Origin of the sequence: Microbulbifer pacificus (assembly GCF_002959965.1) — a bacterium.
GTDB lineage: Bacteria > Pseudomonadota > Gammaproteobacteria > Pseudomonadales > Cellvibrionaceae > Microbulbifer > Microbulbifer pacificus_A.
This window is the reverse complement of the sequence record NZ_PREV01000026.1, coordinates 1957384-1983400: the sequence shown is the minus strand read 5'-3', so window position 1 is coordinate 1983400 and position 26017 is coordinate 1957384. Positions and strand designations below refer to the sequence as shown.

General features: G+C 60.9%; 14 protein-coding genes. 2 read left to right on the top strand and 12 right to left on the bottom strand.

From position 1 onward, the window contains the following. Window positions 1–87: 87 nt before the first annotated feature. Complete coding sequence (gene hemE, locus C3938_RS08870; RefSeq protein WP_105102785.1) at window positions 88–1167, bottom strand: uroporphyrinogen decarboxylase; 1080 nt, start codon at window positions 1165–1167, stop codon at window positions 88–90. Window positions 1168–1450: 283 nt separating this feature from the next. Between hemE and C3938_RS08865 the strand changes: the two genes are divergently transcribed. Next, window positions 1451–2812 carry a Na+/H+ antiporter NhaC family protein gene (locus C3938_RS08865; protein WP_105102784.1) on the top strand — a complete coding sequence of 454 codons (1362 nt, stop codon included), beginning with the start codon at window positions 1451–1453 and terminating at the stop codon, window positions 2810–2812. Window positions 2813–2884: 72 nt separating this feature from the next. Here C3938_RS08865 and C3938_RS08860 read toward each other — a convergent pair whose 3' ends face one another. From C3938_RS08860 to C3938_RS08820, 9 genes are all read right to left on the bottom strand, one after another. Continuing rightward, window positions 2885–4303 carry an FAD-dependent oxidoreductase gene (locus C3938_RS08860; protein WP_105102783.1) on the bottom strand — a complete coding sequence of 473 codons (1419 nt, stop codon included), beginning with the start codon at window positions 4301–4303 and terminating at the stop codon, window positions 2885–2887. Between the two features lie 15 nt (window positions 4304–4318). Beyond that, the gene (gene gltB, locus C3938_RS08855; protein WP_105102782.1) at window positions 4319–8770 is read right to left on the bottom strand and encodes a glutamate synthase large subunit; all 4452 of its coding nucleotides are present in this window, start codon (window positions 8768–8770) and stop codon (window positions 4319–4321) included. Between the two features lie 399 nt (window positions 8771–9169). Beyond that, window positions 9170–10255, bottom strand: coding sequence for a 3-dehydroquinate synthase (aroB, locus tag C3938_RS08850; RefSeq protein WP_105102781.1), 1086 nt, complete (start codon window positions 10253–10255; stop codon window positions 9170–9172). Window positions 10256–10362: 107 nt separating this feature from the next. Then, window positions 10363–10884: a shikimate kinase AroK gene (gene aroK, locus C3938_RS08845; RefSeq protein ID WP_199775574.1), complete on the bottom strand. Its 522-nt coding sequence runs from the start codon at window positions 10882–10884 to the stop codon at window positions 10363–10365. After that, window positions 10884–13115: a type IV pilus secretin PilQ gene (gene pilQ, locus C3938_RS08840; RefSeq protein ID WP_105102779.1), complete on the bottom strand. Its 2232-nt coding sequence runs from the start codon at window positions 13113–13115 to the stop codon at window positions 10884–10886. Before pilQ ends, aroK begins: the two co-directional genes overlap by 1 nt. 2 nt (window positions 13116–13117) lie before the next feature. Continuing rightward, complete coding sequence (locus tag C3938_RS08835) at window positions 13118–13645, bottom strand: pilus assembly protein PilP (protein WP_105102778.1); 528 nt, start codon at window positions 13643–13645, stop codon at window positions 13118–13120. Then, on the bottom strand, window positions 13642–14262 hold the full coding sequence (locus C3938_RS08830) for a type 4a pilus biogenesis protein PilO (protein ID WP_105102777.1): 621 nt from the start codon (window positions 14260–14262) through the stop codon (window positions 13642–13644). The genes C3938_RS08835 and C3938_RS08830 overlap by 4 nt, the downstream gene beginning before the upstream one ends. Window positions 14263–14264: 2 nt before the next feature. Then, window positions 14265–14846, bottom strand: a complete 582-nt coding sequence (locus C3938_RS08825; RefSeq protein WP_105102776.1) for a PilN domain-containing protein — start codon at window positions 14844–14846, stop codon at window positions 14265–14267. 3 nt (window positions 14847–14849) lie between these two features. Next, window positions 14850–15926, bottom strand: coding sequence for a pilus assembly protein PilM (locus tag C3938_RS08820; protein ID WP_105102775.1), 1077 nt, complete (start codon window positions 15924–15926; stop codon window positions 14850–14852). A gap of 155 nt (window positions 15927–16081) precedes the next feature. Between C3938_RS08820 and C3938_RS08815 the strand changes: the two genes are divergently transcribed. Beyond that, window positions 16082–18772 (top strand): penicillin-binding protein 1A, encoded by a 2691-nt coding sequence (locus C3938_RS08815; RefSeq protein WP_105102774.1) that lies wholly within the window; start codon window positions 16082–16084, stop codon window positions 18770–18772. 83 nt (window positions 18773–18855) lie between these two features. Here C3938_RS08815 and C3938_RS08810 read toward each other — a convergent pair whose 3' ends face one another. Beyond that, a complete protein-coding gene (locus C3938_RS08810) occupies window positions 18856–19341 on the bottom strand; it encodes a chemotaxis protein CheW (protein ID WP_105102773.1) in 486 nt (161 codons plus the stop codon). A 61-nt stretch (window positions 19342–19402) separates the two neighbouring features. Then, window positions 19403–25903 (bottom strand): Hpt domain-containing protein, encoded by a 6501-nt coding sequence (locus C3938_RS08805; RefSeq protein ID WP_105102772.1) that lies wholly within the window; start codon window positions 25901–25903, stop codon window positions 19403–19405. Window positions 25904–26017: the final 114 nt, after the last annotated feature.

Below are 26017 nucleotides of genomic sequence, written 5' to 3'. Positions count from 1 at the left end.
AAGTCTACTCGCCGGTTGACAGTTTATTCGTGACAGACATCACGGAAAATCTGTCAGCAAGCACTTACGCACCAACTTTTCACCCCATTACCGGTGATACTGGGGAGAAAGTTCCGCCACGGCGTCGAACATGGCGCCGGCATGGGCCGGGTCAACCTGGGGGGTGACGCCGTGCCCCAGGTTGAAAATATGCCCGCTGCCCCGGCCGAACCCCGCCAGCACCTGCGCCACTTCCTCGCGGATACGTGCCGGGTTCGCCAGCAAAATGGCCGGGTCCAGGTTACCCTGCAGCGCCACCCGGTCGCCGACCCGGGCACGGGCGCGGCCAATATCGGTGGTCCAGTCCAGGCCAAGGGCATCGGCGCCGGTGTCCGCCATCAGCTCCAGCCACTGGCCTCCGCCCTTGGTGAACAGAATCACCGGCACCCGGCGTCCATCGTGCTCTCGCACCAGTCCCTGCAGAATGCGGGCCATATATTGCAGGGAAAACTCCTGGTAAGCCGAGTGGCTGAGTGCCCCACCCCAGGAATCAAAAATCTGCACTGCCTGGGCGCCGGCGCGAATCTGGGCGTTGAGGTAGTCGATCACCGAATCCGCCAGCACCGTCAGCAATTGGTGCAGATCTTGCGGGCGGTTGTAGAGCATTTCCTTGGTGCGCGCGAAATCCCGGCTGGAACCGCCCTCCACCATATAGGTGGCAAGGGTCCAGGGGCTGCCGGAAAAGCCGATCAGTGGCACCCGGCCGTTCAGTTCGCGTCGAATGGCCGTCACGGCATTGGTGACATAATCCAGGTCACGTGCAGTATCGACGACTTCCAGCGCGGCGATATCCGCGCTGGTGCGCACAGGCTTCTTGAATTTCGGGCCTTCACCCTCCTCGAAATAGAGACCGAGCCCCATGGCGTCAGGGATGGTAAGAATGTCGGAAAACAGGATCGCCGCATCCAGCGGGTAGCGCTCCAGAGGCTGCAAGGTCACCTCACAGGCGAGCTCGGTGTTGCGGCACAGATCCATAAAGGTGCCGGCTTTGGCTCGGGTGGCGCGATATTCAGGCAGATAGCGACCGGCCTGGCGCATCATCCACATGGGCGTGCGATCAACGGGCTGGCGCTGCAGGGCGCGCAGGAAACGGTCGTTTTTCAGGGGCGCGAAGGCAGTCTCTGACATGGGAATCTCTGTGGGCGTGTCGACACAGCGAGGTGCTGGCTAAAAAGGCGGCTATTGTAGCCGTTCGCGGCAGCGGAAAACAAAACTCTTGCGGATACAGATCTGCCAAACGTCACGTACAATAACGCGCCCCACGGCTCCCACCCTGGCGCAACCTGCGTTACCCGAACCCCGACCGCCCGCCATCGCTCAGGCAATGATGCCCCCGCTTCCACTCACATTCGGTGGATGGCACTGGCCGCGGCTGCCGGATACTTTTTCTTTTTGAACGATGAGCGATTGAATGGAAACTTATGGCGCACTCAGCCTGATCCCCACTATTGCCGTGGTTGCCACCGCCGTGATTACCAAGCGTCCGGTAGCCGCCCTGATCACCGGCGTCATACTCGCACTGGCCATGCTCGACCCACGCGACATCATGACCCCGCTGACCGAAACCGCCCTGTCGGTGATGGCCGATGAGACCATCGGCTGGGTCATCCTTGTGTGCGGCCTGTTCGGCAGTCTGATTGCACTGCTGATCCGCTCCGGCGCCGCCAACGCCTTCGCGGACCTGCTCGCCAACCGCGCCAATACCCGCAACCGCGCGCTGCTCAGCACCTGGTTCCTGGGGCTGGTGATTTTTATCGACGATTACCTGAACGCGCTGGCGGTCGGCGCGTCGATGAAGAAGGTCACCGACAAGTTCAAGGTATCCCGGCAGATGCTGGCGTACATCGCCGACTCCACCGCGGCGCCGGCGTGTTTTCTGGTGCCCATTTCCACCTGGGCAGTGTTCTTTTCCGGCATATTGGAGTCGGCCAGTATCGCCGAGCAGGGCGAGGGTATCAGCATGTACATGAGCGCGATCCCGTTCATGCTCTATTCCTGGCTGGCCCTGCTGCTGGTGCCATTGGTCGCTACCGGTCGCATCCCGCTGATCGGCCCGATGAAACGCGCCGAGGCGCTGGCGGCGGCCGGCACTCCGCAGATTTCCGCCGACGAGCTGCCGGCGAGTGCCGCCGGCCCGGCGCCGGTTGGAGCCCGTCACCACGCGTGGAACTTCATCATCCCGATCATTAGCCTGCTGTTTTTCAGCTGGTATTACGACATCGACGTACTGAAAGGCGTCATCATCGCACTGGCCATCACCATTCCGCTGTTCGGGTTGCAGAAAGTCATCGGCTGGAACGAAATGCTGGATACCATGATGGACGGCTTCAAGCTGATGATTCCGGCGCTCTCCATCATCGTGGCGGCGTTTATGTTCAAGTCGGTGAATGACAGTCTGGGCATGCCGCAGTATGTGATCGAAACCCTGAAACCGCTGATGACCGCCCAGTGGCTGCCGCTGCTGGCGTTCCTGTCCATGTCGCTGATCTCGTTTGCCACCGGCTCGTCCTGGGGCATTTTCACCATCACCATTCCCATCATCATCCCGCTGGCCCAGGCCGTGGGCTGCCCGCTGCCACTGGCGCTCGGCGCACTGCTCTCGGCGAGCGCCTTCGGCAGCCACGCCTGCTTCTACGGCGACGCCACGGTGCTGGCAGCCCAGGGCAGTGGCTGCACCGTAATGAGCCACGCGCTGACCCAGCTGCCCTACGCCATCCTGGCAGCGATCATAGCCAGTGTGGGCTTTGTGGTATTGGGCTATATGGTGGTGTGACCCATCCGCTTTCAGCACAAATGAAAAAGGGGCGCTCAGCGCCCCTTTTTCATTTCTATCGCCAGTCGGCGATCAGACATTCAGGTAGTCGAGAATACCCTCGGCAGCCTGGCGACCTTCCCAGATCGCGGTAACCACCAGGTCAGAGCCGCGCACCATGTCGCCGCCGGCAAAGACCTTCTCATTGCTGGTCTGGAACTTGAACTTCTGTTGTTCCGGCGCCACCACACCACCCCACTCGGCCACGGCGATATTGTGGTCACCGAACCAGTTCGCCGGGCTCGGGCGGAAGCCGAAGGCCACTAGCACCACATCCGCGGGGATGACCTGCTCGGAATCGGGCACCACCTCCGGGCGGCGGCGGCCTTTCTCATCAGGCTCACCCAGCTGGGTGGTGACCACTTTCACACCTTCCACCTTGCCATCGCCGACGATTTCCACCGGCTGGCGATTAAACAGGAAGCGCACGCCCTCTTCCTTGGCGTTCGCCACCTCGCGGCGGGAACCGGGCATATTCTCTTCGTCGCGGCGGTAGGCACAGGTCACGCGCTTGGCGCCCTGGCGGATGGAGGTGCGGTTACAGTCCATCGCGGTATCGCCGCCGCCGAGCACCACCACACGCTTGCCGTCCACGGAGATGAAGTCCTCAGCGTTCTTCTCCCAGCCCATGTTGCGGTTGACGTTGGAAATCAGGAACGGCAGCGCATCGTACACCCCCGGCAGGTCCTCACCGGGGAAACCGCCCTTCATGTAGTTGTAGGTCCCCATGCCGAGGAACACTGCGTCGTAGTCGGCCATCAGCTGGTCGAAGGTGATGTCCTTGCCAATCTCGGTTTCCAGGCAGAACTCCACCCCCATCTCGGTAAAGATGGCGCGGCGCTGCTGCATCACGGATTTTTCCAGCTTGAACTCGGGGATACCGAAGGTCAGCAGGCCGCCAATTTCCGGATGCTTGTCGAACACCACCGGCTGCACACCGTTGCGCACCAGCACGTCGGCACAGGCGAGACCCGCTGGGCCGGCACCGACGATGGCCACGCGCTTGTCGGTCTTGGTCACCGCGCTCATGTCCGGGCGCCAGCCCAGCGCAAACGCGGTGTCGGTAATGTATTTTTCGGCGTTGCCGATGGTCACCGCACCGAAACCGTCGTTCAGGGTACAGGCGCCTTCACACAGGCGATCCTGCGGGCACACGCGGCCACATACTTCCGGCAGGGAGTTGGTCTGGTGACAGAGCTCCGCCGCCTCCATGATGTTGCCCTCACTGATCAGGCGCAGCCAGTTCGGGATGTAATTGTGTACCGGGCACTTCCACTCGCAGTAGGGGTTGCCGCAGTCCAGGCAGCGGTGCGCCTGGCTGGCCACCTGCCGCTCGGTGAACGGCTGGTAGATCTCCACGAACTGGTTGGTGCGGGTAATGATGTCTTTCTTGGCGGGGTCGACCCGGCCAACGTCGATAAACTGGAAATCGTTGTTCAGACGCTGTGACATAGGTAAATCTCCCCCTTATTCGCCGCGCTTGCGTACATCGGACAGCAGTCCGGCGAGACTGGCGGCCTTCGGCTTCACCAGCCAGAACTTGTTGAGGTAGTCGTCGAGGTTGTCCAGCAATTCCTGGCCCCAGGCGCTGCCGGTCTCGGCGACGAACTCCTCGATCACTTCGCGCAGGTGGCTCTGGTATTCCTCCAGTGCCTCGCTGCTGATACGGCGCAGCTCGATCAGCTCGTGGTTGCACTTGTCGAAGAAGTCACGATCCATATCCAGCACGTAGGCAAAGCCACCGGTCATCCCGGCACCGAAGTTGACCCCGGTCTTGCCGAGCACCGCGATCATGCCGCCGGTCATGTATTCACAGCAGTGATCACCCGCGCCTTCCACTACCGCAAAGGCGCCGGAGTTGCGCACCCCAAAGCGCTCGCCGGCACAGCCGGAGGCAAACAGTTTGCCGCCGGTGGCGCCGTACAGGCAGGTGTTGCCGATGATACTGGTGTCCTCGGACTTGAAGTTGCTGCCCCTGGGCGGACGGATCACCAGCTTGCCGCCGGCCATGCCCTTGCCCACGTAATCGTTGGCGTCACCTTCCAGATACATCTCCAGGCCACCGGCGTTCCACACACCAAAGGACTGTCCGGCAACACCGGTAAGGTTCAGCTTGATCGGTGCATCCACCATGCCCTGGTTGCCGTGGCGCTTGGCGATTTCACCAGAAAGGCGCGCACCGATGGAGCGGTCGCAGTTGGTCAGTTTGAAACTGAACTCACCGCCGGACAGGTTTTCGATAGCGGACAGTGTTTCCGCCACCATGCGCTCGGCGAGCAGCCCCTTGTCCCAGGGCTCGTTCTTCGGCTGCTGGCAGGTCTGCGGCTTGCTGTCGAGCAGCGCATCGGTGTGCAGCAGCGGCGACAGGTCCAGGGTCTTCTGCTTGGCAGTCTGACCCTCGAGGGTCTCCAGCAGATCCACACGGCCCACCAGCTCCTCGATGGAACGCACCCCGAGGCTCGCCATCCACTCGCGGGTTTCCTCGGCCACGAACCTGAAGAAGTTCATCGCCATTTCCACGGTGCCGATGTAGTGCTCGTCGCGCAGATCCTTGTTCTGGGTGGCCACCCCGGTGGCGCAGTTGTTCAGGTGGCAGATGCGCAGGTATTTACACCCCAGCGCCACCATCGGCGCGGTGCCGAAACCGAAACTCTCGGCGCCGAGAATCGCCGCCTTGACCACGTCGAGACCGCTCTTCAGACCGCCGTCGGTCTGTACCCGTACCTTGCCACGCAGGTCGTTGGCGCACAGGGTCTGGTGGGTTTCCGCCAGACCCAGCTCCCAGGGAGAGCCGGCGTAGCGAATGGAGGTAATCGGGCTCGCCGCGGTGCCGCCGTCGTAACCGGAAATGGTGATCAGGTCCGCGTAGGCCTTGGCCACACCGGCGGCAATGGTGCCGACGCCGGGGCGCGATACCAGTTTCACCGATACCAGCGCATCCGGATTGACCTGCTTGAGGTCGTAGATCAGCTGCGCCAGATCCTCGATCGAATAGATGTCGTGGTGCGGCGGCGGGGAAATCAGGGTCACACCGGGCACGGAATAACGCAGACGCGCGATCAGTTCGTTCACTTTGCCGCCGGGGAGCTGGCCACCCTCACCGGGCTTGGCGCCCTGGGCCACCTTGATCTGCAGTACTTCCGCGTTCACCAGATAGTGCGGGGTGACGCCGAAACGGCCGGAGGCAATCTGCTTGATCTTGGACACCTTGTCGGTGCCGTAGCGCGCCGGGTCCTCACCGCCCTCACCGCTGTTGGAGCGACCGCCGAGGCGGTTCATGGCCTGGGCAAGGGATTCGTGGGCCTCCGGCGACAGCGCGCCGAGAGACATGGCGGCGCTGTCGAAGCGGCGCAGAATGTTTTCCACCGGCTCCACTTCGCTGAGCGGAATCGGCTGCACATCTTTTTTCAGGCCCAGCAGATCGCGCAGAGTAGCCACGGGGCGCTGGTTCACCAGCGTCGCGTAGTCCCGCCAGGCGCTGTAGTCGCCGGAGCGCACCGCCTCCTGCAGCGTCTTGACCACATCCGGGTTGAACGCGTGGTATTCCTGGCCGTACACAAACTTGTGCAGGCCGCCGGGAGAAACCTGCTTGCGCGGTTTCCACGCCAGCTCGGCGCGCGCGCGCATGTCGTCTTCCAGCTCGGCAAAGCCGGCGCCAAGCACACGGGCGGGCGCTTCCGGGAAGCACAGGTCGATCACGTCCTGGGACAGGCCCACCAGCTCGAACAGCAGCGCACCGCGATAGGACGCCACTGCGGAGATACCCATCTTCGACAGGATCTTCAACAGGCCCTTGATGACGCCGTTGCGATAATTTTTCTGCGCGGTGGCAGCATCCAGCAGCAACTCACCGGTTTCGATCAGGTGGTTGATAATGCTGTAGGAGAAATACGGGTGCACCGCGGTGGCGCCCACGCCGATCAAACACGCCAGCTGGTGCGAGTCGCGCGCGGTGGCGGTGTCCACTACCACGTTGGAGTCGCAGCGCAGGCCATTGTGCACCAGGTGGTGATGCACCGCGCCGGTGGCGAGCAGCGCGTCGATGGGCAGCTTGCCCGCTTCGATATTGCGGTCTGACAGCACCACGATCACGGTGCCTTCCCTGCGCACGGAGTCGGCGACGTCGGCGCACAGCTTTTCGATGGCGCCCTTAAGATCCAGTTGCGCCGGGTCGTAATTCAGGTCGAAGACCTTCGCCTTGAACTCCTCGCGACCGAGATCCAGCAGCGCGGTGTACTTCATGTGCGAGAGTACCGGCGACGACAGAATCACGCGATCGGCGTGCTCGGGCGTTTCTTCGAACACGGATTTTTCACGGCCCAGGCAGGTCTCCAGGGACATGACGATGGTTTCCCGCAGCGGGTCGATGGGCGGGTTGGTGACCTGCGCGAACTGCTGACGGAAAAAGTCGTACAGGCAGCGATTACCCTGGGACAACACCGCCATCGGGGTGTCGTCGCCCATGGAGCCCACAGCTTCCTGGCCGGATTCCGCCAGCGGGCGGATCACCTGGTCGCGCTCCTCCAGGGAGGAGCTGAACAGCTTCTGGTAAACCTTGAACTGTTCGAACGAGAAGTTGTTGTCCACCGGCGCGGTCACCAGGGTGGAACGGATGCGGCGCGCCTTGCCCTTCAGCCACTGCTTGTAGGGGTGGGCCTTCTTCAGCTCGCCATCCACTTCCGCGGTGTGGCGCAGCTTTCCTTCCAGAGTATCCACGGACAGGATCTGGCCCGGGCCGAGACGCCCCTTGGCGACCACATCCGCCGGATCGTAGGCGTAAGTGCCCACTTCGGACGCCACAGTGATGAAGTCGTCCTTGGTGATCACCCAGCGGGACGGGCGCAGGCCGTTGCGGTCGAGGGTACATACGGCGTAGCGGCCGTCGGTCAGCACCAGACCGGCAGGACCGTCCCAGGGCTCCATATGCATGGAATTGTATTCATAGAAGGCGCGCAGTTCGGAGTCCATGGTGTCCACGTTCTGCCACGCCGGCGGTACCAGCATGCGGATGGCGCGGTGCATGTCGATACCGCCCGCCATCAGCAGTTCGAGCATGTTGTCGAGACTGGAGGAGTCGGAACCGGTGCGGTTCACCAGCGGCGCCAGCTCGTTCAGTTCCGGCAGTAGTTCAGTGTTGAATTTGGGTGTGCGCGCCACGGACCAGTTGCGGTTGCCGGTAACGGTGTTGATCTCACCGTTGTGCGCAAGCATGCGGAACGGTTGCGCCAGCGGCCAGCGCGGCATGGTGTTGGTGGAAAAGCGCTGGTGGAACACACAGATGGCGGTTTCCAGACGCGGGTCCGCCAGATCCGGGAAGAACGCCGGCAGGTCCGCCGGCATCATCAGCCCCTTGTAGGACACGACACCGGTGGAGAGGCTCGCGATATAGGTATCGTCACCCAACTGCTGCTCGGCCTTGCGACGAATCACGAACAGGCGCGCGGCAAATTTCTGGTCGCCCAACGGCTGCTCGGCGTCGTTGATCAACAGGTGTTCGAAACGCGGCAGCGACTGGCGCGCGATCGGGCCCAGGCAATCGGCATTGGTGGGTACCGGGCGCCAGCCCGCCACTTTCAGGCCTTGGGCCTCCACTTCTCGCTCGAGAATGGCGCGCGCGTCTGCCGCCTTGGCGTCGTCCAGTGGCAGCATGATGGCACCCACCGCGTAGCTGTCGGTCAGCTCTCCGCCAAAACTTTCCTTGGCCACCGCGCGCAGGAAACTATCCGGCTTCTGCAGCAGCAGGCCGCAGCCATCCCCGGTTTTGCCGTCGGCGGCGATACCGCCGCGGTGAGTCATGCAGGTCAGCGACTCAATCGCCGTCTGCAGTAACTTGTGGCTGGTTTCACCCTTCAGGTGGGCAATCAGTCCAAAGCCACAGTTATCTTTGAACTCATCCAATCGATACAGACCGCTACCCATAGAAATCCTCAAAGTGTTATCGCTACCCCCTTACGCCTTGATGGCGCCATTTTCAGGCTGCCCATCGGTTCACAGTCCGGAAACTGCCTTCGGGGGTATATTTATCTACTGTCGAGCCAAAGGCGCCGCAGATTTCACTGGTTTTTCAGATCCCCAGTGACAAAAAAAGCCCGCGTTAGGGGCTTTGGTATTACTCGCTTGCTGCGAGCCTGGGCTTGTTGTTATCGGCTCATTTCCCCGGCTTTTACCGAGGGGGCGCGCAATATTACAAGCGAGCCCCTGCAATTGCAAGATTCGCCAGTTTTTTTCGCTGTTGACATGCCACTTAACCGATTTATCTTCTCCAGAAATCCATTTATGTCAAAGAATCCTCATTCTGGTAAAAAAACTACAAAACTGTCACCGCGCACCACAGGCGCGCAAAGCTTCTATCAGCTGATCTCTGGGAGTATCGGCAACAATCTGCGCATCCCCAATGGCGCGCAACAGCACAAGGCGCAATTTGCCATCCTGCACCTTTTTATCCACTGACATCGCCTGGAGATAATCGTTAACGGCCATATCTTCAGGGGATTGTTGCGGCAGACTGGCCCTGGTTAGCAGCGTACGCAATCGACGCACGTCGTCTGCAGAGATCCAGCCACTCAGCCGTGACAGCTCGGCGGCCATCGCCATCCCCGCCGCGACCGCCTCACCATGCAACCATTTGCCGTAGCCCTGTACCGCCTCGATGGCATGACCGAAGGTGTGGCCGAAATTGAGAATGGCCCGGCGTCCGGATTCGCGCTCATCTTCCGCTACCACCGCGGCCTTGTCCGCGCAGCTGCGCTCTACCGCATACGCCAGTGCCGCGGGATCGCGTGCCAGCAGCGCATCCATATTCTGTTCCAGCCAGCGGAAGAATGGCGCATCGCAGATCATGCCGTATTTGATGACCTCTGCGAGACCGGCGGACAGTTCGCGATCCGGCAGCGTGGTCAGCGTATCGATATCGATCAGTACCATCTGCGGCTGGTAGAAAGCACCGATCATGTTCTTGCCAAGCGGATGGTTGACCCCGGTCTTGCCGCCTACCGAGGAATCCACCTGCGAGAGCAATGTAGTAGGAACCTGTACAAAATCCACACCGCGCTGATAGCAGGCGGCGGCAAAGCCACTCATATCACCCACCACACCGCCGCCCAGAGCGATGATAGTGGTGCTGCGGTCGTGGCGTTTTTCCAGCAGCGCATCGAAAATCCGGTTGAGTGTATCCAGCGTCTTGAAAGCTTCGCCATCGGGCAGCAGCACAGTGTCCACCTTGCTGAACCCCTGCAGGCTGGCCAGCACTTTTTCCAGGTACAGAGGCGCGATGGTTTCGTTAGTGACAACCAGCACCTGGCGACCGCGGATCGCACCGGTGAAGTGGGCGGGATTATCGAGCAGGCCGGAACCAATCAGAATGGGGTAACTGCGATCACCCAGATCGACATCGAGACTGTGCATGGCTACTCCCTTAAGCACACAAACGGGCAAACGAACAAATGGAAATAATTCGGGCGAGGCCGCACTCTAACACCGCGGGACGCCAATGTTGAGAAGTGAGCGGAGGCTCAGCCGGTGGATACGGCCATCAGGCGGTCAACCACAAGCTGGGCAGCCTGCTTGGGTGTGCAGTCGTCGGTATCACACACGAGATCGGCGACTTCGTCATAGTAGCGTTCGCGCTGCTGCAGAATTTCCTGCAACTTGGCCCGTGGGTCCGCCACCTGCAGCAGCGGGCGATTGCTGTTTTTGGAGGTGCGCTCCACCAGCTGGTCAAGGCTCGCGCGCAGGTAGACCACGAATCCGTGATGTTTAAGCAGCGTGCGATTCTCCGGCATCAGTACAATGCCACCGCCGGTTGCAACCACCTGCGACTCACCTTCGCAAAGGTCCTGTAACACCGCACGCTCACGGCGGCGAAAACCGGCCTCGCCCTCCACGTCAAAAATCCACGGAATATCCGCGCCGCTGCGATCTTCGATGACCTTGTCGGAATCGGCAAAAGGCAGCCCGAGCTGGGCTGCCAATAATTTGCCGATGGTAGACTTGCCGGCCCCCATGGGACCGACAAGAAAGATGGGCTGGGTAATCACTTGCTGAAAGACATGAACTCGTCTTGCATGATGCGCGGAGTGATGAAAATCAGCAGCTCGCGCTTGTCTTCCTGTTTGGTGGATTGCTTGAACAGGTGACCGAGGAACGGGATATCCCCGAGGAACGGCACCTTGGTCTCCCCTTCAATTGTTTGCGCTTCGAAAATACCACCCAACACGATCGTCTCGCCGTTGCGCACCAGAACCTTGGTCTGCAGTGAGTTCACGTTGATCGCCGGAATCTGCGCACCGGTAATCACGTTGGTGAACAGTTCACCAACACTGTTCTGGTCGATGTTCAGATTCATGATGATGTTGTCGTCCGGAGTGATCTGCGGAGTCACGTTCAGCAGCAGCACCGCTTCCTTGAAGGTCACGGACGCCGCACCGGAGGAGGTTGCTTCCAGATACGGAATCTCCACACCGGAGCGGATGCTGGCCTCCTGCTTGTCGCCGGTTACCACTTTGGGCTGAGAAACGATCTCTGCCTTGCCCACATCTTCCAGCGCGGACAACTCGAGTCCCAGCAGGAAATCTTCTTTCAGGATGGCGTAGGCCACGCTGCCCGCCGGGTTGGCGATACCCAGATCCACCAGCATCGGGCTGTGCTCGGTTTGCGGAGCGGAGAGATCCGGGCCACTGCCATCGCCATCAGATATCAGCCCGAGCTGACGACCGGAACCGATACCGATGCCGTCGTCACCCACATTGTGATCCTCCAGGTAACTCCAGCGCACCCCCAGACTTTTCTCAAAATCGGTATTGGCTGTCACTATACGCGCCTCGATCATCACCTGGCGGATGGGAATATCGATGGCGTTGATCAGATCGCGGAACTGGGCGATCTTGTCGTCGGTATCGGTGAGGATAATGGTGTTGGTGCGCTCGTCCACGATGGCGCTGCCGCGGGAGGACAGAATGCTGCGACCCTCCTGATCATCTCGTCCACCGGCAAAATTGCCTTGACCAAATCCACCGGCACCGCCTTGCTGCCCCATGCGGTCACCAACAAACAAGGTGAAAATTTCGCGGGCATCCGCGTAGCGGATTTGGACATACTCGGTGCGCAGCGGCGCCAGCTCTTCCAGCTGCTTGCGGGTTTCCAGCTCGCGGCGCTCGCGCTCGGCAATCTCAGCCGCCGGCGCCACCATGATCACATTGCCTTCCTGACGCTTATCCAGCCCCTTGGCCTTCAGGATCAGCTCCAGCGCCTGATCCCACGGCACGCCGTCGAGGCGCAGGGTAATACGGCCCTGTACGGTATCACTCGCCACCAGATTGAGATCGGTGAAATCGGCGATCAGCTGCAGTACGGAACGCACTTCAATGTCCTGGAAGTTCAATGACAGTTTCTCGCCACTGAACTGGAATTCCTTCTGCTTTTCACGCACCTGAGCCACCGTCAGCGGCTTGACGCTAAGCACGTATTCGGTGTCCGCCTGATAGGCCAGGTAATCGTAATCACCGTCGTGCGGGTCCACGGTAATTACCGTGTTGCGACCATCGTAATCCACGCTGATGGCATTTACCGGGGTGGCAAAATCGGTCACATCCAGACGCTGGCGCAGTGCCGGCGGCAACTCCGCGCCGAGGAAGGTCAACACGATTTTGCCTTTGGTACGCTCGACGTCGATGTTCACCGCCGGGTCGGTCAGGCTGATAATCACCTTGCCTTCACCGCCCTGGCCACGACGGAAATCCACATTGCGGATACCGACTCCGCTCGCCGCCTTGAACTGGGCGCTGCCGCCGATATTGGTACTGCTGTGCACCGGCGCCGCGGCCACACTCGCGGTGGTCGCGCTGTCGGCACCCACTTCCAGCACCACCTGGTTGCCGATGCGCTCGCTGGTGTACACAGGGAGCTCATCCAGATTCAGGATCAGACGGGTGCGGTCCTCGCCGGAAACGATTACCGCACTGCGTGCGGCACCGATGTCCAGACTGTATTTTTTCTGTGGCAACACGCTCTCGACCCCGGCAAAGTCCATGACAATGCGCGCGGGCTGTTCAATGGTATAACCGGTGGGTTCCGGCGGTACGTCACTGAACGTCAGACGAAGCTGCAAGCGGCTTCCCGGCAGTTCGGAAAACTGGATGTCGTTCAGCTGGCTGGCCAGAGTGGGCGCCGCCAGCGGAAGAATCAGCAGGCCCAGCAGCAGCGCTTTGAGGCGCGGCAGTGCCTTGGCGACCGGCGCCAATACGCTGGTGAGTTGCTTGGTGATCATTTTTAGTTGTCCTTCTCTTCCAAAGTCAGAGCCCGCGGCCGTTCAATCCAGCCGCCGGTGCCGTCCGGCACAATTTCCAGTACATCGATCTGTGACGATGAGGCGTTGACCACACGCCCGTGATTTTTGCCCATGTAATTGCCGATGGTGATGCGGTGGATACCGCCTTCACTGTCGTTGATCAGTGCCCACAGCTGGCCGCCGCGAGACAGGGTGCCCACCATGGAGAGGGCGTCGAAGGGGTAGCGCTCCAGCAACTCTTTCTGCCGGTTCAGGTCCGGTGCGACATCGAGCTTGCGACCAACCAGACGCTGATCCGCCTCCAGTATCGGGCGCATGAACGGGCTGCGCAGAGCCGCCGCGCTGTATACGTATGGGCTGTATGGCGTAAACGTGGGGATCGGTTCAATCTGGCCCTTGGGCTTGTGCTTGACGGCCGCCATTTTATCCCGCAGGTCACCGTGACTTCCGTCCAGACTACAACCCGCCAGCGCCAGCAGCGCCGCGGTCAGAGCGAAGTATTTTTTCATCCCTCTTCCCCCTGATCCTTGTAGCGATAGGTTTTCGCATTCACCACCATGTTCAGCAGCGCCGCGCCATCCTTGCTGGTCTGGATATCAAAGTCGTGCAGGGTGACGATACGGGGCATACCCGCGATGCCACTGATGAACGCACCAAACTCGTGGTAGCCGCCCTGGACCTCGATGCGAATGGGCAGCTCCACGTAGAACTCGCCCACCTGCTCCCCTTCGAGCGCGACCTTTTGAATGGTCAGGCCACTGCCGCGACCAAATTCATCGATGTCTTCCAACAGGCCGGGCACCTCGGTGTCTTTTGGCAGTTGCTTGAGCAGCGCGCCAAACGTTTCCTCCATTTCCACCAGCTGTTCGCGATAGGCTTCCAGATTGGCGGCCTCGAAGGACTTGCGCTCGAATTGCGTGAACAGTTCGCGCTCCTTGTTGGCGGCGAACTCCAGCTGACTGTAGCGATCCTTGATCATGAAAAAGTAACCGCCACCCACGAGGACGGCCGCAATCAGGATCAACAAGGCCACGCGCCCGGCCAGAGGCCAGACACCGACGCGGGAAAAGTCGATATCGTTGATATCCAGCTGATTCAGCTGTTTGAGGGTATCTTCAAGCGCCACGGTTACGCTCCATTGTTGGCGGCGTCGCCATCTTCTTCTTTTTTGCGGCCGCTGACGCTGACCGTCATCTCAAATGCGCTCGCCTGCTCACCGAATTCCGGCTTGGCCGTTACCCCGGTAAGGTTGGGCGACTCAAACCATTCGGACTGATCGAGGCTGCGCATAAAAGAGGAAACCCGGTTGTTGGATTCCGCCACCCCCGAAACCTTCAGGGTTTTGCCAGTGCGTGTCAGATTGGTGAGCCACAGTCCCTCTGGTGCCGCTCGCACCATTTCGTCGAAGTAGCGCACCGACAGCGGACGGTTGCCCTGCAGCTCCTGGATCACCCGCATCCGGTCAATCAATTCCTGGCGGCGCTTCTTGAGATCCTTGATCTCTCGCACCTGCTTATCGAGGGCAGCGATTTCCGTAGTCAGCAGCTGGTTGCGCTCGTTCTGATTGGCGATCTGCGCGTCCACGGTTTTCATCCACATAAACACGGAAAAACCGGCCGCAATCACCACCAGTACGGCGACCTGCTGAAATTCTTTCTGTTTCTGCGCCCGGTATTCCTGGCGCCAGGGGAGTAGGTTGATCTTTGCCATGTCTTAGAATTCCCTCTCGCGCATCGCGAGACCGGCGGCAATCATCAGCGATGGCGCTTCACTGGCCAGTGACTGGCGGTTAACGCGGGATGCCACACTCATATCCCGGAACGGGTTGGCCACCAGGGTGGGCTTGTTCAGTTTCTGTCCCACCAGCTCGGCGAGACCATCCATGGCGGCGACACCGCCGCCGAGCAGGATGTAATCCACATCGCTGTAGGAGGTAGACGAGTAGAAGAACTGCAGGGAGCGGGTTACCTGCTGCACCACCGCGTCGCGGAACGGCTCCAGCACCTCCGGGTAGTAATCATCCGGCAGACCGCTGCCACCCTGACGCTTGGCCAGTGTGGCCTCTTCCGACGACAGACCGTAGCGGCGCTGGATCTCATCGGTGAGCTGGCGACCGCCGAACAGCTGTTCGCGGGTGTACACGATACGGCCATCGACCATCACCGACAGCGCGCTCATGGTGGCGCCAATGTCTACAACCGCCACCACCAGCTGCTCCTGTGCGGGAAACTGGTTTTCCATCAGGGTATAGGCGCGCTCGATGGCGTAGGCCTCCACATCCACCACACCGGGCTGCAGTTCCGCCTGGGTCAGCGCAGAAACCCGCTGCTCCACATTTTCGCTGCGACACGCCGCCAGCAGCACCTCGACCTGGCCTTCACCTCTTTCGGAGGGGCCCTGGACTTCAAAATCGAGGTTGACCTCATCCAGCGGGTAGGGAATGTACTGGTCGGCCTCCAGCGCGATCTGGGCTTCCAGCGCGTCATCGGAGAGATCCGCCGGCATTTCCAGCGTCTTGGTGATCACCGCGGAACCGGAAACCGCCACTGCGGCCTGGCGCAAACGGGTCTTGGAGCGGCGCACTACCTTGCGGATGGCCTCCGCAATCGCACCCACGTCATTGATATTCTTATCCACTACCGCGTTCGGAGGCAGCGGTTCGGCGGCATAGCTTTCCACACGGTATTTGTCGCCACTGCGACTCAGTTCGAGCAACTTTACCGAGGTGGAGCTAATATCGAGCCCAAGCATGGCTTTCGGGCCCTTGTTGAGAAAAGGGAGCATCCCCATTTTTCTTATCTTTTCCGTGGGTTATGAAGGTTTGATGGTATAGCACTTTAAATTACCGTCGCAACCGCCTTTTGCATAGGTAACAGCGCACATTATTCGTATAATTGTCGAACAGTGCCGACAATTTTGATCAAGACGTACACAGAAGCATTTCCATGACCGAAAAAGCCCGCAACCGCCTGCTGTCCCTGTTGTGGCTGGCTCTGGCCGGTGCCGCCGCCGGCGCCATGGCACTCTCCAGCATTTATATGTACCTCAAGCCGGGCCTGCCCTCGGTAGAGAGTCTGCGCGATATCCGCCTGCAGACGCCACTGCGTATCTATTCCGCGGATATGAAGCTCATCGGTGAGTTCGGGGAGAAACGCCGCAGCCCGATTACCATCGAACAGACCCCGGAGATGTTCATCAAGGCCATTCTGGCGGCGGAAGATGACACCTTTTATTCCCACAGCGGTGTCTCCATCAAAGGCCTGATGCGCGCATTTCGGCAGCTGGTGGCGAGCGGCTCCATCCAGTCCGGCGGCAGCACGCTCACCATGCAGGTGGCGCGCAACTTCTTCCTGACCCGGGAACAGCGTTTCATCCGCAAATTCAACGAAATCCTGCTTTCACTTCAGATTGAGCAAGAACTCAGCAAGGACGAGATTCTCGCCCTCTACATCAACAAGATCTTCCTCGGCAACCGCGCCTACGGCTTCCAGGCCGCCGCCCATGTGTACTACGGCAAAGATATCAACGAGCTGAACCTGGCCCAGTGGGCGATGATGGCCGGCCTGCCCAAGGCGCCATCCACGTATAACCCGCTGGCCAACCCCTCGCGCGCACTGGTGCGGCGCAACTGGATCCTGAAACGCATGCTGGACCTGGGTTACATAGGTTCGGACGATTACAAGAACTCCATTACCGCTCCAGTCACCGCCCGCTACCACGGCCGCGACCTGGACATGAGTGCTCCCTATGTGGCGGAAATGGCGCGCAAGGAGGCCGTTGACCTGTTTGGCGACGCCGCCTATACCGACGGCTACCAGGTCATCACTACCGTCGACAGCAAATTGCAGGACGCCGCGCGCACTGCCCTGCAAAAGGGCCTTGAGACCTATGACGGTCGCCACGGCTACCGCGGCCCGGAGCAGCGCCTGGATCCGGAGCTGCTGGCGGACAATGACCAGCTGGTAGACCTGCTGCAGGAAATTCCGGTACTCGGAGGTCTGCAGCCTGCGGTAGTGACCGCGGTTGCGGCTCGGAGTATCCGTGTACAACTGCGCGATCGGCGTGTCGTCGAAATTCCATGGGATCGCGGTCTCAGTAGCATCCGGCCCTATATTTCTGAAAACGCCCGTGGCGCGAGCCTCAAGTCCGCCGATGAAATGTTTGCCCCCGGCGATGTGGTACGCGTGCGTCGTGTCGTGATCTCCGCCGAACAGGTGGCAGAAGAGCAGAAAAAGGCACGCAATGCGGCGATGGAAAGCGCCGCCGACAGCCTCGCCGAGGCGGGAATCACCGAAGACCCATTCTCCACGCCGGACGGACTTTCCGAGGAGGAGGCCCTCGAAGCACCCCAGGCCCGGGAGGAATGGCATATCACCCAGGTTCCGACCGCCCAGGGTGCATTGGTTTCACTGCAGCCGGAGGATGGCGCTATCCGTGCGCTGGTCGGTGGCTACGATTTCCGCCAGAGCCACTTCAACCGTGTTACCCAGGCGGCACGTCAACCCGGCTCCAGCTTCAAGCCATTCATCTATTCGGCGGCGATCGAGCGCGGCTACACTGCGGCCAGTATCATCAACGACGCCCCCATCATCTTTGAACAGACCAATCTGCAGGACGTGTGGCGACCGGAGAACGACGGCGGCGATTTCCTCGGCCCCACCCGTCTGCGCAAAGCGCTGTATATGTCGCGCAACATGGTCTCCATTCGCCTGTTGCAATCCCTCGGTCTGGACCGCGCACTCACCTTTGTCGAGGGGTTCGGCTTTGAACGCGACAAGCTCGCGCGCAACCTCTCCATCGCCCTCGGCAGCTCCGCGCTGACTCCGCTGGAAATGGTGCGCGGCTATGCGGCCTTCGCCAATGGCGGCTTCCGCATCGAACCATATCTGGTAAATCAGGTGCTGGATGTCCACGGTGACACCGTGTATCAGGCGTTGCCCCTGACCGTGTGTCAGGACTGCCCGGAAATCGGTGAAGAACGCGGCCCGGAGCCCGAGCCCATCGACCTGCAGGCGCTCCGCCAGGAAACGGTAATGTCATCGGAAGAGCGCGAACCCATCGAGCTGCGCACACTGCCAGTGGCCCCCCTGCAGGCCGACGAGCAGGCGCGCCCGCGCGCGCCGCGCGCCATGTCAGCGGAAACGGCCTACATCATGGATTCCATGTTGAAGGACGTAATCAAGCTCGGTACCGGGCGCAAGGCGCTGGTAATGAAGCGCGGTGATATTGCCGGCAAGACCGGTACTACCAACGGCCCGCGCGACGCCTGGTTCTCCGGCTACAGCCCCTATCTGGCCACCAGCACCTGGGTCGGGTTTGACGACAACACACCCATCGGTCGCAATGAATACGGTGGCTCAGCGGCACTGCCAATCTGGATAGATTTTATGAGCACGGCGCTGGAAGGCCTGCCCGAGCGCCACCTGGCACAACCGGACACCATCGTCACCATGCGTATCAATCCGCGCACCGGGTTGCGCACCTCAAGCGGAGGTATTTTCGAAATCTTCCGCGCCGACAAGGTGCCGGGACGGGAGACATACAGTAACTACCCCTCCATCTATTCCGATAACCCGGACACCCCCTCCGCCAGCGAGCAGCAGGCCCAGGAAGGCCTGCCGGAGGAAATCTTCTGAGACCGGATCACGACGGAACGCCAACCACAAAAAAAACCGCCTTGATGGCGGTTTTTTTGTGGCTCCCGGAAGACCAGCCTCACTCAACGGCGACTGCGGTACGCCAGGCAAGCTTCCTCAATAGCAGACAGATCGGGAATGACCGCCGCTTCCCCGGACAGCGCCACGTGCATCAACTCGCCCATGGCGCAGTCGCCTTCCCGCCCCGCCAACTCATCGGGAGTGACCCGTACCAGGCGAGGGGTACCCTGCAGCACCACGGCAAAAAACGGCAGATCGCCCTCACCGTTGCCACTGCTCAACACGGCAATACGGCAATTGCTGCGCAGCACCGGCATGGGGTTGCCGCGCATGACCTCGAACGACACCAGCGGCAGGCGCAGCTCGCGCCAGTGCAGCTCACCCATATACCAGTCGGGGGCATCGAACGCGGAAACCGGGCTCTGCAGGGCGATGATTTCAGACAGGGTATCCACCGGTACCAGCAGATGGCCGTCCGCCAGCGGCAACAGCAGACTGCTGACTTCCTGTGGCAGTTCGGTGGTGGGCAGGGCGTCTGATCCACTCATGCTGTGTACTCTCCGCCACGCACTCGGGCTTCTACAGATTCGTAATTGACTGGCACCGCCATCAGGCATTCACCCCCGCTTCGGTGTAATCGCGGATGGCGCCCAGCAGGATTTCCTCCTGATAGGGTTTGCCCAGATAGTGGTTGACCCCCAGAGACAGCGCGTGATCGCGGTGCTTCTTGCCGGTACGGGAAGTGATCATGATGATCGGAATATCCCTCAGACGACTGCTGGAGCGAATGTTGCGCGCCACCTCGAAACCGTCCATACGCGGCATTTCGATATCCAGCAGCATCACATCCGGGATCACATCCTGCAGCTGGATAATTGCATCCTGGCCATCTTTGGCGGTGATTACGCGGTAGCCCTCGCGCTCCAGGAAGCGCGTGGTTACCTTGCGCACGGTTACCGAGTCGTCCACCACCATCACCAGTTTCTGCGCTTCCGGCTCCTCACGGGTACTGCTGGTACCGATGTGCTGCAGCAGTGGCGCTTCCGGGCGAGCCAGCAGCGCAGAGTGCTTCCGCAGCAGGGCGTGGGCATCGAGAATCACCACCACGGTACCGTCACCGGTCACGGTGGCACCAGACACACCCTGCACACCGGCAAACTGCGGTCCGAGGCTCTTAACCACGATCTCGCGGCTGCCCATGATCGCGTCTACCTGCAGTGCCATGGCCGTATTTTCAGAGCGCACCAATAGTACCGGCATCTGCATGTCTTCCACCGCGAGGCGCGGCTGTGCGCTGGATTGCAGCAAACTGCCGAAATAGTTCACCTGGTAGGGTTCGCCGGCATACTCAAAGCGCGCTTCCGGCGTGCGGTAGTAGTGCTCAAGCTCGAACGGGCTCAGACGCACGATACCTTCGATGGTATTCAGCGGCAGCGCGAAGAGATCGTCACCCACCTTCACCATCAGCGCGCGGTTGACCGACACCGTAAACGGCAGGCGCACAACAAACTCGGTACCTTTGCCGGCCTGCGAGCCAATAGTCACGCTGCCGCCGATCAATTTGATTTCTGCCGACACCACGTCCATGCCCACACCGCGACCGGAAATCTGGGTCACTTTCTCGGCGGTACTGAAGCCCGCCTGCAGGATGAACTGCATGATCTCGTTGTTGGACAGCTCCGCATCCGCGCGCATCAGGCCGCTTTCGATGGCTTTTTCACGCACCCGCATCAGGTTGATGCCCGCACCGTCGTCGCTGATGGTAATCACCACCTCACTGCCTTCCCGCGCAAGTGCCACGGAGATGCGGCCGCGCTCGGGCTTGCCGGCATCACGGCGCTTCTGCGGAATCTCGATACCGTGGTCGACCGCATTGCGCAGCATGTGCTCCAGCGGCGCCACCATACGCTCCAGCATGGAGCGATCCAGTTCGCCCTCCACGTTGGAGAACACCAGATCCACCTGCTTGCCCAGTTCCGCGCTCACTTGGCGCACGATGCGGCGCAGACGCGGTACCAGGCGAGAGAAAGGCACCATGCGGCTGCGCATCAAGCCTTCCTGCAATTCGGTGTTCACCCGCGACTGCTGCAGCAACAGCGTCTCGGTATCCCGCGCCTTGTTGCCGAGGGTCTGGCGCAGCTCCAGCAAGTCGGAGGTGGACTCCAACAGCGAGCGCGACAGTTGCTGGATGGACGAATAGCGGTCCATTTCCAGCGGGTCGAAGTCCACATCCTGTTCCGCCAGCTGTTCCTGACGGAAATGGATCTGTGCTTCGGTTTCCTTGTCCAGGCGGCGCAGCTGCTCATTCAAACGGCTTAGCGTCGAGTCCATCTCGTCGAGGGCGAGACCAAACTCCGACACCTGCTCTTCCAGGCGGCCGCGGGAAATCGAGGTTTCGCCGGCGAGGTTTACCAGCTCTTCCAGCAGCTCCGAGGCCACCCGCACCATTTCCTGGGGCTGGCTGCGGGTCTGGCCGCCGTTGCGATCGCCAACATTCTTCGACTTGCGTACAAACGGCAGCACATTGCTGGCCGGCGAGGTTGCCGGCACGGAAACGTTTTCGATCACCTCGACCGGTGGCGTGTAATCGTCGTCGGACAGATCGCCCGCCTCTTCCACCTCTGCGGCGGTATGCTCTTCCACAACGGGTGTTGCGGGCGGAAGCTCGGCTGCCACTTCGACATCTTCCGCGGTCTGTGTATCCGCCCAGCGGGTTTCCAGGAGCGCGCAGAAAGGCCCAATCTCTTCGCCACCAATCCAGGCGCGCACGGTGTCGACACCGCTGGCCAGGCGATCGTAGATGCGGTGGGCATCGGCAAAGAATGCTGCCGATGGCGAACTGCCACTCTGCATATTCTCAATGACGGTTTCAAAACGGTGTGCCACTTCACCAAGCCCCATCAGCGCCGCCATGCGCGCCCCCCCTTTAAAGGTGTGCAGCACGCGCTTCAGTGCTTCCGGCGCCGTGAGATCTTCCGGAGACTGCTCCCAGTTCTGAATCAGCTCCTCCAGCTCATCCATCAGGTCGCCGGCTTCCTCGAGGAAGACCTCCACTACATCCGGGTCGATATCCGCAAGCAGCGCGCGCTGGGTGGCTCCGAGCTCGCCATCGGTCTCCGCGACCACAGCGGGTGCTTCCGCGGACAGGGCGGCCGCTGCCGGACTGACTTCCGATTCGCGCTGAAGTGCCGGCGGCAGCTCGAGATCATCAAGGGACAGTTCGTCCGCAGTGGTCTTAGCGGGGGAGAGTTCAAAACCTTTGGAGACGTCCGCATGCTCAGGCTCAATATCACCGGTATCGCCAGTGCCCGCAATCTCGATGCCATCCGGATCAATGATGTCCGCATCCATCTCCGGGGCATCGACAATTTCAATTTCGCTGTCGATGGGCAACTGGAGAGAAATTTCCGTTTCCGCAGTTGCAGCGACGGTGTCGCCAGCCTCGGACTCTGCCGCCAGCAGATCGTCAAAACTCAGATCCGCCAGCAGTTGCTCGTCGTCATCCTCGCCAGCGTCAACGGCTATCGCTCCGCGTTCATCTTCGTCGGTGCCCGCGGGCGCTGCGGCGGTAATCTCTTCGCCAAAAGTGAACTCGCTACTGTCGATGCCGTACTCGGCGAGGTCGATATCCTCGTCGCTCTCACCATCATCGCCCTGAGCCAGCGTGCGCAGAGCCTCGCCCACCACTTCGCTCACCGACGGCAGGTCCGTGGACGCGGCCACCGCATCCACCAGATCCAGTAATTCGTTGTGCCCCTGTTCCAACGCAGCCCACAGCGCGGGCTCTTCTTCCAGGTGTCCGTCGATCACCTGGCGATACACCGCCAACAACAGCTGGGAGAGCTCCTGCAGCGCGGGCAACTGCGCCTGGCCGGCAGCCTGCTGCAGCACATCCAGCTCCTCTGCCACCGGCAGCAGGATAGAGGTATCGCCCGGATGACTTCGCCACTGGCTCAACATCTGGTCGGCGTCCAGCAGCACTTTCATGCCGTCGGCCATGATGACCGCCAGCAGCTGTGGATCCACCGCTTTGGGTTCGTTGGCCTCGCGCTCGCGAATCAGGTGACCCACCGCGCGCTCCTGCAGTTCGGCAACCCGTGCCAAATACTGCTCGCTGCGCTCCACATGCAGCGGCTCACCGCGGTAGATCTGGTTGAGCACGGATTTCACATAACTGGCGGCGTCACTGATCAGCTCGAAGATATCGCTGTCGATCGCCACCTGATAGGTGCGCAACTCTTTTGCGAAGCGCTCGAGCGGCGCCATCAGCTCCGCCACCTGGGTGACTTCCGCCATGTGTGCGGAACCCTTCAAAGTGTGCAGGGCACGGTGCAGCGGATCGGACGGAATACCGTAAACGGGTGCAGCGCGCTCCATCTCGCTGAGGAACTCCGCCACCGTCGCCAGATGGGTTTCCGCCTCCTGGGCGAAGATTTCCCACAACTGGGCATTGTCATCAACACTGTCATCGACGCCGTCATCAACCGCACCGACAGCCATTTTTTCCACGACCGAGGTGGCGACCCTGGGCGTCGACTGCAGCAGAGCTTCCGGCACCTCACCGTGGGACAGCTGTTTGGCCCAGGCGTCGAGCTCGGCAGTGCCTGCCGGATCGGGATCACCCGAATGCGTGCGGAAGCCTTCGATCATCGACGGCAACTTGGCCATGACCCGCTCTATCAGCAGTACATGAGCGCGGCCGGGAGTGACGGTTTCGTCGAGCACCCGGTTGAGCATGTTTTCCACCGCCCACGCCAGTTCACCGACTTCCAGCGCCTCCACCATACGCCCCGATCCCTTCAGGGTATGGAAGCCACGGCGGAACTCCACCAGTGCGTCACGGTTGTCAAAATTCGCCGCCCACAGCGGGAAATAATGATTGATGGTATCGAGTACCTCAGCGGCCTCCTCGAGGAAAATCTCCAGAATTTCCTCGTCGATGATGCTGCTATCATCGTCCTCTTCCAGCATCGGCGCCGGGGTAACCACAGGGGATTCCGGCAGGCTCGAAGCGGTTTCCTCCGCGTCTTCGCCGATGGCGCTTTCCGCCAAGTCCGCAGCGTCTTCCGACGCAAACCAGCTTTCTTCCAGCAGCGAAGAGGCATCCTCGTTCGACTCAATTACGGCGTCAGCCTTCGCCTCTTCTATCAGGGCGGCGGAGAATCCGGCGAGTGATGAGGAGAGCAGATTTTCACTTTCGGCGTCAGGTTCCGCCGCGGAGTCGTTATCATCCGCAGGCTCGACTTCGTCGATATCGAGACTGAACTCAAAGCTGTCGAGGGCGCGCTGCTCCTCGTCCACCGGTGCATCGTTGAGTTCGCCATCAACCGTTCCGGGCTCCTCGAACACAAACTCCGCGGCGAAATCTTCGACTTCACTGTGGCTTTCATTCGAAGCATCACCGTTTCCGTGCCCCGGTTCGACGGCACCCTCACCATTGGCAACGGCGTAGCCGAGAGTGGCGACACTGTCTTCCGCCAGCGCCAGCAGCATGTCCGCATCTTCGATGCCATCGGCGCGGCGCTCGAGGTAATACTCGACGCTCGTCACCGCATCGGCGAGGGTATCCAGCAATTTCCAGTCGGGCTGGTCGCCGGCGTTGATCAGGCGCTCCTCGATATAGTTTTTACACGCGCCGACAATCTCCGCCGCACGCTGGTAGCCCACCATATCGAGGCCACCATAGACTTCCTGCAGGCGCTTCGGCACCAGCGACAGGTGCCCGGCATCCCAGTGACTGGCGATGTATTCGACCACCGCTTCCTTTACCGTTTCGAGGCCGATGCGCGCTTCGCGCAGCACCCGGCTGGTGGCCTCACCCATGAGGGGGGACTCACTGTCGTTGCGGCGATCGCGCTCCATCGCGGCGGCAAGACCGGAATCCAGCTGCACCAGTTCAGAGGCCGCCTGCATCAACAGTTCATCGGGCTCAATACTGCGAGAGGCATCGCGCAAATATTCATATATGGCGCGAGCGCGAGTGCGCTGATTCTCCAACCCCAGCACACCGAGGGTATCGGCGATTCGCTTGGCAATCACCGCGGTATCCGACAGCGGCGGGCGCTCGCCAGTGGTGACACTCGGATCGAGTGCCTCGCGCACGTTGGCGAGTTCCTCGCGCAGAGCCGCCACCGCCGTGCCCATGGCCTCGGGGCCCATGGCCAGCGCATCCTCGGTATCCGGGCGCGGCGTGCCAGGCACGGCCTGATCAAGGGCAAACTGCCGGTACAGCGCCTCGGTGCGGGTACCGTTGGGACCTGCGAGATAGACATAGAACAGCAGGTTGCGGATCAGGTCGTGATCCGGGCGGGCATCCAGTGCCCGCGCGCCCTGCCCGGCAAGCAGGCGAAATTCCACATCAATACGACGCAACAGCTGGCGCAACGCCGGCAGCACACTGACCCGGTGATCGGCGATAGCCTCCAGCAGTCCACGCAGGATTTCCCACAGGTGCTGACGCTGGCTGCCGCTGTACAGCAGCACCATCTTCTCGCACACCTTGTTCAGGTAGGCGATGCTCTCGCCGCTGTTGACGTCGCGAATCAGAGAGGCTGCCGCCACGTGGTACATCTTGCGCAGCTTGGCGACCAGCTCCTGAAGCTTGATGTTGTTGTCGAGCAGGGGCTGGCGGGCACCACTGGCAAACTCCAGAGCGGAGAGGTCGGGGGAAAACAACGCACCTTCGGTGATCAGACGCTCGCGGCGCACTGCGCGCAGATCGTTCAGCAGCGGCAGCAACAACACCGCGTTGTCGCGGCGCTGGAACGCAATCTTCTCCAGGTACAGCGGCAGCTCCAGCAGAGCGCGCATAAGGAATTCGCGGGTTTCATCGCTGTTTTCGACTTCGCCACTGGCGAGGGCCTGCACCAGCTGCTCCATTTCTTCAGCGAGCATGGCGGCACCGGTAAGCTCCGCCATATGCAGGCTGCCGTGGACCTGGTGAATCAGGTTGAGGCAGTTTTTCAGCAGGCCGGAGCTATCGGCGGAGGTATCCGCGGCGGAGGAATCCGAGGCGAAGGTCTCCAGCTGCTGGCGCGCCTGCGCCAACGTCTCGTTGATTTCGCCTATCAGCCAATCCAGGGCTACAAAATTGGGATTGTCGCGACTCACGCCAAGTCCTCGGTAATTCAGTTTGCTCGCTGGCAGGTGTTACACAGTGGCTTAGCTACCCGCCTGCTGCTCTGCACCTCCCCTCAACTCGCGGCCAGGGGAGGTCCGCTTTTG

What these genes read in the sequence shown, in the direction of transcription:
- C3938_RS08865 (WP_105102784.1), top strand. Translation starts at nt 1,451, where the DNA reads ATGGAAACTTATGGCGCACTCAGCCTGATCCCCACTATTGCCGTGGTT.
- aroB (WP_105102781.1), bottom strand. Translation starts at nt 10,255, where the DNA reads ATGCACAGTCTCGATGTCGATCTGGGTGATCGCAGTTACCCCATTCTG.
- pilQ (WP_105102779.1), bottom strand. Translation starts at nt 13,115, where the DNA reads ATGATCACCAAGCAACTCACCAGCGTATTGGCGCCGGTCGCCAAGGCA.
- C3938_RS08825 (WP_105102776.1), bottom strand. Translation starts at nt 14,846, where the DNA reads ATGGCAAAGATCAACCTACTCCCCTGGCGCCAGGAATACCGGGCGCAG.
- C3938_RS08860 (WP_105102783.1), bottom strand. Translation starts at nt 4,303, where the DNA reads ATGTCACAGCGTCTGAACAACGATTTCCAGTTTATCGACGTTGGCCGG.
- C3938_RS08820 (WP_105102775.1), bottom strand. Translation starts at nt 15,926, where the DNA reads ATGGGGATGCTCCCTTTTCTCAACAAGGGCCCGAAAGCCATGCTTGGG.
- gltB (WP_105102782.1), bottom strand. Translation starts at nt 8,770, where the DNA reads ATGGGTAGCGGTCTGTATCGATTGGATGAGTTCAAAGATAACTGTGGC.
- C3938_RS08835 (WP_105102778.1), bottom strand. Translation starts at nt 13,645, where the DNA reads ATGAAAAAATACTTCGCTCTGACCGCGGCGCTGCTGGCGCTGGCGGGT.
- C3938_RS08810 (WP_105102773.1), bottom strand. Translation starts at nt 19,341, where the DNA reads ATGAGTGGATCAGACGCCCTGCCCACCACCGAACTGCCACAGGAAGTC.
- hemE (WP_105102785.1), bottom strand. Translation starts at nt 1,167, where the DNA reads ATGTCAGAGACTGCCTTCGCGCCCCTGAAAAACGACCGTTTCCTGCGC.
- C3938_RS08815 (WP_105102774.1), top strand. Translation starts at nt 16,082, where the DNA reads ATGACCGAAAAAGCCCGCAACCGCCTGCTGTCCCTGTTGTGGCTGGCT.